Raw genomic sequence first — 11,224 nt, 5'->3', positions numbered from 1 at the left:
CCGTCACGTTTAATCTACATACTCAAGTTGATATTTCAAAACCGCAGCGTAAGGTGGCTGAAGTGAGTGCTTCACGCGAACTCAAAGTGAAAGCCGTTCCTGATGCGATAAAATCTAAATAGGGTGTTTCATAAATTAAACGGTGATTCATATGGTAAGTGCAACAACGCTTAGTTGAATTTGCGAAATAGGTCATTTCATAACAGATTGCTGCAGTGGAAAAATACTGGCCCGCGCTCGTATTTTCCGCTTTCACGTTTATTTACGGGGCCGGGGTGCCATCTGCTGTGAATGAACGGCATGATTAAGTAGCTAATTGGTTGTTTGGTAAGGTAATACCGTGCTTCTATTCTTTATGCGCTTTCTCTCGGCGCGTCGAACCGTGAGAGACGTATGTTCCCACGCTTTCCTCTGTCGTCATCGCGGTGTATCCCGTTGCTAAATCATTAGACTCTACTCGTTAATATAGCTGAAGTTTAAAGGGGACTCGGGTAGAATATGCCCCCTTTTGTCGGCTGAGCGCAGGTTGCGCGGTCAGTCATAGCTGAATCACTGAGTTTAGGTTAGCGTTTTTCTATGCAGGTTAAAGATTTTCATTTCGATCTACCCGATGAGCTGATTGCCCGCTATCCGTTGGAAAAGCGTAGCGATAGCCGCTTATTCTGTGTCGATGGCAATAGTGGTGAGTTTCAGCACCGACAGTTTTTTGATGTGTTAGAACTACTGGAATCCGGTGATTTAGTGGTATTTAACAACACCCGGGTGATTCCCGCGCGCATGTTCGGCGAGAAAGCTTCTGGCGGTAAGATCGAAGTGCTGATCGAGCGGGTGCTGGATGAGCGTTCGGCGCTGGCGCATATTCGCTCGAGCCGTTCGCCGAAACCGGGTGCCGAATTGACCCTCGATGGTGGCTTAAAAGCGACCATGGTGAGACGCCATGATGATCTGTTCGAGCTGGAATTCGAACTGGCGGAAGGTCATCTGATCGATGCGTTAGAGCAGTTTGGTCATATGCCATTGCCACCTTATATGAAGCGCGAAGACGAACTGTCCGATCGTGAACGTTATCAGACGGTGTATAACGAGAAGCCCGGTGCGGTGGCTGCACCGACAGCCGGATTGCATTTTGATGACGCCCTGATGCGCAGCTTGGAAGAAAAAGGTGTAAATAAAGCCTTTGTTACCCTGCATGTTGGCGCGGGTACTTTTCGTCCAGTGAAGGTCGATAATATTCAGGATCACAAAATGCATGCTGAATATATTGAGGTGTCCGAAGAGGTGTGTCAGGCGGTTCGAGAAACCAAGGCGCGGGGTAATCGGGTATTGGCCGTGGGTACAACTTCGGTTCGTTGTCTCGAAACGGCCAGCAAAAGTGGTGAAATTGAGCCGTTTTTTGGTGATACCGATATTTTTATCTTTCCGGGGTATGCGTTCCGCACGGTGGACCTGTTAATTACCAACTTCCACCTGCCCGAATCGACCCTGCTGATGCTGGTGTCGGCATTTGCCGGGTATGACCATATGATGGCAGCCTATCAAGAGGCGGTGGCGCAGCGCTATCGTTTCTTTAGTTATGGCGATGCGATGTTGCTGACTAAGCAAACAGTGAAATAAACCCGGGTGACGGCTTGGCGATGCTGTTGCAGCGAAAGTAACGGCCGTTGACGCGGGTAAAAATGGCGATGAGCCTTTAATTTATGTAATTCAGCCTTATATAGGGAAGAGATAGCCGTTCCCCTGGCGAAACCAGACAGTAGGAAAGCGTGTGACCAGAGAATGTTTTATGAAGTTTGAGCGTTTGGCGACCGATGGCAAAGCCCGTCGTGGCTGCTTGAGCTTTCCCCGTGGTGATGTTGAGACACCGGCCTTTATGCCGGTGGGAACCTATGGTTCGGTTAAGGGGATGTTGCCGAAAGATATTGAGGCGATTGGCGCTCAGATTATTCTGGGTAACACCTTTCACCTGATGCTGCGTCCTGGGACTGAAGTGATTAAAGCCCATGGCGATCTGCATGACTTTATGAACTGGAAAGGGCCAATTTTGACCGACTCCGGTGGCTTTCAGGTGTTTAGCCTAGGCGCGATGCGTAAAATCACTGAAGCAGGGGTACATTTCCAGTCACCGGTGAACGGCTCGAAAGTCTTTATGGGGCCGGAAGAGTCGATGCAGGTGCAGCGTGATCTTGGCTCTGACATTGTGATGATCTTCGATGAGTGTACGCCATACCCTGCCACTGAGACGGAAGCGGCCGAGTCGATGCGTTTATCATTACGCTGGGCTAAGCGTTCTAAAGCGGCCCACGGCGATAGCCCTTCTGCGCTGTTTGGTATCGTGCAGGGCGGCATGTTCCCCCATCTGCGGGATGAGTCGATCGAAGGGCTAAACGACATTGGCTTCGATGGTTATGCCATTGGCGGATTATCCGTCGGCGAACCGAAAGAAGAGATGGTTAAAGTATTGGATCATCTGGCGTATAAAATGCCGGAAGATAAGCCGCGTTACCTGATGGGCGTGGGTAAGCCAGAAGACCTGGTTGAAGGTGTGCGCCGTGGGGTCGATATGTTTGACTGCGTGATGCCGACTCGAAATGCCCGTAATGGTCATCTATTTACCCGCAATGGTGTGGTAAAACTGCGTAACTCCGCCAATAAAACGGATACGCGGCCATTGGATGAGCAATGTACGTGTTATACCTGTCAGAATTTCAGCCGTGCCTATTTGCACCATCTTGATAAATGTAAGGAGATCGTTGGCTCGCAGCTAAATACGATCCATAACCTACATTACTATCAGGAGCTTATGGCTGGATTGCGTCAGGCCATTGAACAGGGTAAATTGGACGACTTTGTTGACCAGTTCTACCAGCTTAAGGGGATGGAAACACCGCCCCTTAATGATGACGTTTGATTTTATTTTTATTAATTATTGTAAGTATTAGGAGAAGCCTTAATGAGCTTGTTAATCTCTTCAGCACACGCTGCAGACGCTGCCGGACCGGGTGGTTTGGACCCAAGTATGTTCAACCTGATTTTTCTGGTGGGCTTCGGTGTTATTTTCTACATGTTTATGTGGCGTCCACAAGCTAAACGCGCCAAAGAACATAAGGCGCTGCTCGGTGGTCTAACCAAAGGTGATGAAGTGATCACTGCTGGCGGACTGATTGGTAAAGTCGTGCGTCTGAACGAAGACTACGTAGTTCTCAGTGTTAATGACACCACTGAACTGACTTTCCAAAAGACTCATGTTAGTGCTGCGTTGCCAAAAGGCACCATTAAACAGATCTAATCATCAAGAGATAACAAAACGCCACTATCGTGGCGTTTTTTTGATGTGATGAAGCCATGCCTGCCAAGCGGGTTTGGCTTTTTAACCGTTTAAATCTAAATACTGGTGCCCGGACGGGGACGTGCCTGTTTTAACCATGCACTGATCCATCGCCGGGCTAGTTAGGGACAGAGCGCCATGCTCAATAAATATCCACTGTGGAAAAACGCGCTGATCGTGCTGGTATTGCTGATCGGCGGTATCTACGCTGCGCCTAACCTTTATCCTGATGATTACGCTGTTCAGCTTTCCGGTACTCGGGAATCGAACATCGTTAACCAGCCGTTGCTGGATCAGGTTAAACAAGCGCTGCAGCAGGCTAATGTTAGTGTTAAAGGTGATGAGCTGACCGATAAAGGTGGGTTGATCCGCTTTAAAGACAGCCGTAGTCAGCTTGAAGCTAAAGAGATTATCAGCCGAACCCTGGGTGATAGTTATGTTGTGGCGCTTAACCTAGCACCAACAACGCCTGAATGGCTCAGAGCTGTTGGCGCAGGACCGATGAAGTTGGGTCTAGATTTGCGCGGCGGTGTCCATTTCCTGTTGGAAGTCGACATGGTGTCTGCCGTGGCACAGCGCCTGGATGTCTATGTTAGCGAGATTAAAACTAAGCTGCGGACTGAGAAACTACGTTACCGCTCGGTTGATCATCGCGAAGATGGCAGCCTAGAGCTGAAGTTCTCAACGGCCGATGTGCGTGATCAGGCCGAAAGCCTGTTACGTAAGGATTACACCGAGTTTCTGATCAATAATGACGACAAGGACGGTGCTTTCTACGTCACTATTAATCTGGCTGAGAGCAAAATTCGTGAGATCGAAGACTATGCAATTAAGCAAAACCTGACCACCCTGCGTAACCGGGTGAACGAGTTGGGTGTTGCTGAGCCGCTGGTGCAGCGTCAAGGACGTAACCGTATCGTTGTTCAGTTGCCGGGTATTCAAGATGCCGCTGCGGCTAAACGGATTATCGGTAAGACGGCTAACCTTGAGTTCCGTCTAGAAGCGACCACCGATGCCTCACGGGCGACCACTGAAACTTACGAGTTCCGTGATCAAAGCCGTGATGCCACTCTCGAAAAAGACATCATCATTACTGGCGCTAGTGTGTCTAATGCCCAGTCGTCCTTTGATGAGAACGGCCAGCCACAGGTTAATATCTCGCTGGACGCTAAAGGCGGTCAGATGATGAACCGTACAACGCGTAATGCGATCAAGCGTCGCATGGCGGTACTGTTTGTCGAGCATAAGAGCCGCACGCTGTATGAAACCGTTGATGGCGAGCAGGTTGCTAAGCGTATTCCGTATGTCGAGAAGCGGATTATCTCACTGGCGACGATTCAGAGCGTATTGGGTGCTAGCTTCCGGATTACCGGCTTGGATAGCGCCACCGAATCTTCAGAATTGGCCTTGCTACTGCGGGCGGGTGCCCTGGCGGCCCCGATCTACTTCGTTGAAGAGCGGACCGTTGGCCCTAGCCTGGGTGAGCAGAATATTGAGCTGGGTATGATGTCGGTACAGATCGGCTTTGCCTGTGTCTTGCTGTTTATGGTGGCTTATTACCGGGTGTTTGGTCTGCTGGCTAACATCGCCTTGACGTTTAACTTGATGATGCTGTTGGCGGTAATGTCGATTCTTTCGGCGACTCTAACGCTGCCGGGTATTGCTGGTATCGTGTTGACCGTAGGAATGGCGGTGGATGCGAACGTGTTGATCTTCTCGCGAATACGGGAAGAGCTCAAAAATGGACTGCCCGCGCAATCGGCAATCAGTGCTGGATTTGATCGGGCGTTCTCAACCATTTTTGATGCCAATATCACCACCTTATTGGCGGCGGTTATTTTGTTTGCGATGGGTTCAGGACCAGTGAAAGGGTTCGCGATTACCCTGTCGGTCGGTATTCTGACCTCTATGTTCACTGCGATCATGGTGACCCGGATGCTGGTTAATCTGACTTACGGCGGTCGTGCGCTGAAGAAACTGTCGATCTGACGGAGTAGAGTAAGATGACGACTGAAAAAATCTATAACTTTATGGGGCTGCGTAAAATCGCAGCGATGCTGTCGATCACTTTATTGCTGATCTCTATCGGTTCTCTGGCGATCAACGGGCTTAAGTTTGGCTTGGATTTCACCGGCGGCTCGTTGATCGAGGTGGGTTATCAACAGGAACCGGATCTGAACGGCATTCGTGACAAGTTACAGGATGCTGGCTATGACGATGCGGTGGTGCAAACCTTTGGTTCGCCAGTTGATATCCTTATTCGCATGGGTGTTGCCCATGACCCGAAACTGGGTGATCAGGTGCTGCAGACGCTGCAAAGCGATGAAACCCAAGAGTTGACCCTGCGGCGTAACGAGTTTGTCGGTGCGCAGGTAGGTGAAGAGCTGCGTGAGCAGGGCGGCTTAGGGATGTTGCTGGCACTGTTTATGGTGATGGTCTATGTGGCCTTCCGTTTCCAGCTGAAATTCTCGGTAGCGTCCGTGACGGCGTTAGCGCATGACGTTGTGATTGTGCTGGGCTTTTTCTCACTGTTTAAATTCGATTTCGATTTGACGGTGTTGGCCGCTATCTTGGCGGTCATTGGTTACTCGCTGAACGATACCATTGTGGTCTCTGATCGGATTCGGGAAAACTTCCGTAAGTTGCGTAAGGGCGATGCGTTGGAGATTATCAATGTCTCCTTGAGTCAGACCCTTGGGCGGACGTTAGTGACCTCGTTCACCACCTTGTTAGTACTGGTTGCACTGGCGGTGTTCGGTGGTGAGATGATTTTTGGTTTCGCTATTGCGCTGCTGGTTGGGGTGTTTGTGGGTACTTACTCCTCTATTTATGTGGCGGCGAATGTCCTGGTCTTGATGGGGCTGACTAAAGAAGATCTATTACCACCTGAAAAATCAGAAGGCGAAGAAGTCGACGAGATGCCTTAATGGCTGTTATTGCGCTTGTCTTAGCCTAGGGTTGTTGAACCGCTAGGCTAACGATCGAAAAAACCGTGACTGATGTCGCGGTTTTTTTTCGCCTACGAAATTAGACCCGTTAGACGGTGCTGCCAGCTATTGCTGGTTTTAATGTCGGTCCGTTTTAAGTTTGATCATTGCCGTCCCAGAGAATGGCGCTATTATTACGGCTGTAGCGGGAAGTGTAACTTTCGGCTTTTAAACATGATTCTGGTCCGGCAAAACGAGCCAGATTAAGGTATTGTTGAAGTATCGTTATTTCAAACCTACATAGCAGAAGATGATGCATGTCAGACTCAAAACATTTTTCTGAAGACCCCCATGCCGACCGCGAAGCGGAGAAATATGAACGTCCGATTGCCAGCCGAGAGATGATTATGGCGCTGTTGGCGGAGCAAGGCGAGCCCTTGACCCGACCGCAGATTGAAGTGCTGCTGGATATTGAGGATGAAGAAAGCGGGGAGGCGTTACGCCGTCGCCTGCGAGCGATGGAGCGTGATGGTCAGTTAATGCGTGATCGTAAAGCCCATTATATTTTGTTGAGTAAGTTGGACTTGGTGGCGGGTCGGATTGCGGGGCATCGGGATGGTTTTGGTTTTCTTATTCCGGATGAGGGGGGTGACGATATCTTTCTCTCGGCCCGGGAGATGCGGCAGGTTTTCGACGGTGATCGCGCGCTAGTGCGAGCCACTGGGGAAGATCGCCGAGGCCGGACAGAAGGTGCCATTGTTGAGGTGTTAGAACGCAAAACCCGGAAGTTGGTGGGCCGCTTTCATGGTCACGGCGGATTCGGTTATATGACGCCGGAAAATCAGCGCATCAGTAATGATATTCAGATCCTGCCTGATCCCGATGGTAAGTTGGAATACAAGCAGGGTCAGTTGGTCGTGGTTGAGTTGATCACACCACCTTCTAAGCGAGCTAAGGCGACGGCTCGGGTGACCGAAGTGCTGGGCGATCATATGGCGCCGGGGATGGAGATTAAGGTTGCCATCCACAACTATGATATTCCCAACGAATGGAACGATGCGATACGTCAAGAGGTCAGTGAATTTGGCCCGGATGTGCCAGATTCAGCGATCGAGAATCGCGTCGATCTGCGTGATCTGCCGCTGGTGACCATAGATGGTGAAGATGCTAAGGATTTCGATGATGCGGTCTACTGTGAGCCAATACGTTCCGGCGGCTGGCGCTTATGGGTGGCCATCGCCGATGTCTCCTCCTATGTGCATCCGGGTAGTCAGTTAGATATTGAGGCACACCTGCGGGGTAACTCGGTGTATTTTCCTGAGTTTGTGGTGCCGATGCTGCCGGAAATTCTATCGAACGGCCTGTGCTCGCTGAATCCGGATGTGAACCGTTTGGCGATGGTGTGTGAGATGACCATCAGTGATGCCGGTAAACTAACCGACTATACCTTCTATGAAGCGGTGATTCGTTCTAAGGCACGGCTGACCTACACCAAGGTCGGCGCCATGCTGGAAGAACCTGATTCTGAGCAGGGTATCGCAATGCGTCAGCAATATGCCGAGGTGTTGCCGCATATTATCCACCTGCATGATCTCTATTTTGCCCTACGTCGCGCCCGTGAAGAACGTGGCGCTATCGATTTTGAAACCACTGAAACCCGGATTTTATTTAGCGAAGAGCGCAAGATCGAGAAGATCGTGCCGGTGGTGCGTAACGATGCACATAAGATTATCGAAGAATGTATGCTCTGTGCCAATGTTGCAGCAGCGAGTATCTTGCAGGGCATGAAGCAGCCTGCATTGTTTCGGGTGCATGATGGCCCGAAAGATTCAAAACTGCAGACTTTGCGCACCTATCTTGGGCCTTTAGGTTTAAGCTTGGGCGGCGGCGATGAGCCGACCCCACCGGATTATCAAGCGCTATCGGAATCGTTAGAAGGGCGCGCTGATAAGCATGTTATTCAGGTGATGATGCTGCGGTCTATGTCGCAGGCGGTATACAGCCCCGAACATAAAGGTCATTTCGGGCTGAATTATGAGGCCTATGCCCACTTTACCTCGCCGATTCGTCGTTATCCGGATCTGTTGGTGCATCGGGCCATACGGGGCCTGATTCACTCAGAAAGTAACAGCCCTCATATCACTCGGCCGGCTAACTTTAAGCTCGATAAGCGCTTTATCCACCGTTATACCCTAGGGCAGATGGTTGAGTTGGGCGAGCATTGCTCGATGACCGAGCGGCGGGCCGATGATGCCACTCGGGATGTGATGTCGTGGCTCAAATGTGAATATATGCAGGATTGCGTCGGTGATGAGTTCAGCGGAGTGATTTCGGCGGTGACTGGTTTTGGCGTGTTTGTCGAACTGGAAGAGGTTTATGTTGAGGGCTTGATCCATATCTCGGCTTTGCCGGGTGATTATTATCACTACGATGCGGCCCTACAACGGTTGCACGGTGAGCGTAGTGGTAAATCATTCCGTCTAGGAGATCGGGTACAGGTGCTAGTCGCTAGAGTCGATCTCGATGACCGTAAGATCGATTTCGAACTGGTAAAAAAACTAGAAGCTGGGGATAAGTTGGACAGTGATGCTGATAAACCCGAACCGAAGCGTTTGAGTAAGCGGGAGCTGTTGCGTCAGGGCAAGCTGTCTCTGGCCGAGCTAGAAAGCCGACAGGGACGCAAACCTACGGGAGGACGACCGTCCGCTAGACCTTCTAAATCGACTTCAGGAAAGCCTGAGAGCAAACGCTCTCGTCAGACGTCGGAATCGGAAGCGCCTTGGGCGAAGTCAGATAAGCGCGATGGCGCTCGGCCACCCCGTAAGCGTGGAACCGAGCCGAAAGAAGGTAGAGGCTCACGCCAGCCACTGGAAGCGAAACCGGCGAAAAACGGCGCGCGTCTGAGTGAAACAGAGCTAGAGCTGACTCGCCTATCCCGTAAGCCCGCCAAGGGGCTAAGCAATCGAGCGAAAAAACGAAAACTGAAAAAACTGCGGGGCAAACGCTCGGATAAATAATGGCCTAAAGCCATAGCCTGTAACGATTAACTGATGTTAACGAGGGCTTTTACGGTGAATTAATTAAGGCAGATATCATCCTCGATGGTATCTGCCTTTTTTGTTTTATAGCTGAGCTTTGGCAAGGGGGGCATATGGTTTTTAACCGTCCATCGTTATTAAGGGGGTTAAAACGAATCCTTTATGCGATAAAAAATTTTAATACTTGATAATTACTCAATATAGGTAATCTTTTTTCTATATTAGCTAATGTTAATTTATTGTTTTTGTTGATATTTCTTTTCGTCTTGCGATTATTGATGATTTATTGCCGATAGGGAGAGGTAAAGGTCTATTGACAATTATATTGTTTGAACTTTGATTGAAAACTAACCATACTCTTTGGGCTACAAGAGTAATCTATGCTGATAACAATTAAAAATAACTAAAGATAGCATCGGATGCTGACTCTCCTGTTAGGTTACCAGAGAGAGACTCCTCAGGATGAGGCCGAGGGGGAACCATGGAAAACATAAAAATAACCCGCGCTATTGCAAGTGCGGGTTTCTGTTCTGTATTGCTCTGTTCTGCTCCGGCCCAAGCCGAGGATTTGATGGATGTATGGCGAGTAGCCGCAGAAAACGACACCAAATACCTTTCTTCCTACTATAAATTCCGCGGTGATCAAGAAATTGTCAATCTGAGCCGTGCGGATCTATTACCAACCATTTCGCTCCAATACGAGCATAAAGAAACGAGCAAAACCATTAATGAGTCGGACAACCTTGTCTTCTATGGCAACTCCGCTGATTACCCCACCGATAGTTACGGCCTAACACTGACCCAATCAATCTTCGATTACTCTCGCTGGCAGCGTTATGACCAATCTAAGATTAGCGCTAATCGGGCCGAAGTCGAATATACGTTATCCAAGCAGCAACTGTTATTAAGGCTGTCCGAAAGTTATTTCTTAGTGCTTGAGCGGATTGATCAGTTGGAAGCCGTTGAGGCCGAAAAGAAAGCGATGCTTAAGCATTTTGAAGTGTCTGAAAAGAAGCATAAAACAGGGCTCGTCAGAACTGTTGATTTACAGGACGCTTCGGCACGTTACTTGAATGCCCTGAGTAAAGAGGTCGAGTTACAGAGCCGCTTAATGGATAGCCGTTATGCCTTACGGGAGTCGTTAGGGAAGATGCCGGGTTATCTATCCCGCTTACGCGCAGATATTGAGCTTGAAATGCCGGTTCCGTCTGACCCTCAAGAGTGGGTTAAATTGGCCGCCAGAAACAATCCTGAACTCACCATCCTTAATCTCTCTTTAAAAGAAGCAGAGAAAGAGATTAAAGCTCTCCGTGGTGGTCATTATCCTACGGTCGATTTCACCTTAACTCACGGTAATGAAGCCATCGAAGGTTCACCGTTTGGTGGGACGAGTGATATCGATACCACCGAGATGTCGGTGAGATTTAACCTACCTTTATATTCGGGCGGCAAGACGTCAGCTAAGCTGCGTCAAGCTATCGAAAAGCGCAGCAGTGTGCTTGAAGATCGTAACGATATGCAGCGCTCTGTTGAGCGTTCAGCGCATGATGCGTACTACCGTATTAACGAGGCTATTGTGCAAATCGGTGCGCTGGAAAAGTCTTTGCAAGCACAGGAAGGTCGTTTGCGCTCTAAATCAGCAGGATACCGTGGCGGTCAAAATAGCTTGGTAGAGGTGCTGGATGTTGAACAGGACCTTTCTGACGCACGGCAGTCTTTGATCAAGGCTCGTTATGATTATGTACTGAATGTTCTGCGTTTGAAGTTCTCCGTGGGCGCACTGCAGGAGGACGACCTGTCTGCCATCAATAGCTGGCTGGTCAGTGATGAGTCATAAGGGCTATGGCTGCGCTTATGTCAGTGCTTTTTAGGCACTTATATCGTCACTGCAGCCTAGTGCGTTTGCATCATTGAATCGCAATACCCATCTGTCA

Annotated in this window: 7 protein-coding genes; all 7 read left to right on the top strand. The window is 49.6% G+C overall.

Going from position 1 to position 11,224, the window contains the following annotated elements; all coding sequences use genetic code 11:
* Positions 1 to 576: 576 nt before the first annotated feature.
* The 7 genes from queA to ACN0T0_RS09095 all read left to right on the top strand — a co-directional run bounded on the left by queA (position 577) and on the right by ACN0T0_RS09095 (position 11,127).
* Positions 577 to 1,614, top strand: a complete 1,038-nt coding sequence (queA, locus tag ACN0T0_RS09125; protein WP_417225290.1) for a tRNA preQ1(34) S-adenosylmethionine ribosyltransferase-isomerase QueA — start codon at positions 577 to 579, stop codon at positions 1,612 to 1,614.
* Positions 1,615 to 1,783: 169 nt separating this feature from the next.
* On the top strand, positions 1,784 to 2,908 hold the full coding sequence (gene tgt, locus ACN0T0_RS09120; RefSeq protein ID WP_417225288.1) for a tRNA guanosine(34) transglycosylase Tgt: 1,125 nt from the start codon (positions 1,784 to 1,786) through the stop codon (positions 2,906 to 2,908).
* Positions 2,909 to 2,950: 42 nt separating this feature from the next.
* Positions 2,951 to 3,286: a preprotein translocase subunit YajC gene (gene yajC / locus ACN0T0_RS09115; protein WP_303580050.1), complete on the top strand. Its 336-nt coding sequence runs from the start codon at positions 2,951 to 2,953 to the stop codon at positions 3,284 to 3,286.
* A gap of 177 nt (positions 3,287 to 3,463) precedes the next feature.
* Positions 3,464 to 5,314, top strand: coding sequence for a protein translocase subunit SecD (secD, locus tag ACN0T0_RS09110; protein WP_417225285.1), 1,851 nt, complete (start codon positions 3,464 to 3,466; stop codon positions 5,312 to 5,314).
* Between the two features lie 14 nt (positions 5,315 to 5,328).
* Positions 5,329 to 6,252 carry a protein translocase subunit SecF gene (gene secF, locus ACN0T0_RS09105; RefSeq protein ID WP_417225283.1) on the top strand — a complete coding sequence of 308 codons (924 nt, stop codon included), beginning with the start codon at positions 5,329 to 5,331 and terminating at the stop codon, positions 6,250 to 6,252.
* 317 nt (positions 6,253 to 6,569) lie between these two features.
* A complete protein-coding gene (gene rnr / locus ACN0T0_RS09100) occupies positions 6,570 to 9,269 on the top strand; it encodes a ribonuclease R (protein ID WP_417225281.1) in 2,700 nt (899 codons plus the stop codon).
* Between the two features lie 502 nt (positions 9,270 to 9,771).
* Positions 9,772 to 11,127 (top strand): TolC family outer membrane protein, encoded by a 1,356-nt coding sequence (locus ACN0T0_RS09095; protein WP_417225279.1) that lies wholly within the window; start codon positions 9,772 to 9,774, stop codon positions 11,125 to 11,127.
* Positions 11,128 to 11,224: the final 97 nt, after the last annotated feature.

The sequence above is a fragment of the Amphritea sp. genome (assembly GCF_048266285.1).
In the GTDB taxonomy this organism is placed as follows: domain Bacteria; phylum Pseudomonadota; class Gammaproteobacteria; order Pseudomonadales; family Balneatricaceae; genus Amphritea.
This window is presented reverse-complemented; position numbering and strand designations above follow the sequence as displayed.

What these genes read in the sequence shown, in the direction of transcription:
- secD (WP_417225285.1), top strand. Translation starts at nt 3,464, where the DNA reads ATGCTCAATAAATATCCACTGTGGAAAAACGCGCTGATCGTGCTGGTA.
- queA (WP_417225290.1), top strand. Translation starts at nt 577, where the DNA reads ATGCAGGTTAAAGATTTTCATTTCGATCTACCCGATGAGCTGATTGCC.
- ACN0T0_RS09095 (WP_417225279.1), top strand. Translation starts at nt 9,772, where the DNA reads ATGGAAAACATAAAAATAACCCGCGCTATTGCAAGTGCGGGTTTCTGT.
- tgt (WP_417225288.1), top strand. Translation starts at nt 1,784, where the DNA reads ATGAAGTTTGAGCGTTTGGCGACCGATGGCAAAGCCCGTCGTGGCTGC.
- rnr (WP_417225281.1), top strand. Translation starts at nt 6,570, where the DNA reads ATGTCAGACTCAAAACATTTTTCTGAAGACCCCCATGCCGACCGCGAA.
- secF (WP_417225283.1), top strand. Translation starts at nt 5,329, where the DNA reads ATGACGACTGAAAAAATCTATAACTTTATGGGGCTGCGTAAAATCGCA.
- yajC (WP_303580050.1), top strand. Translation starts at nt 2,951, where the DNA reads ATGAGCTTGTTAATCTCTTCAGCACACGCTGCAGACGCTGCCGGACCG.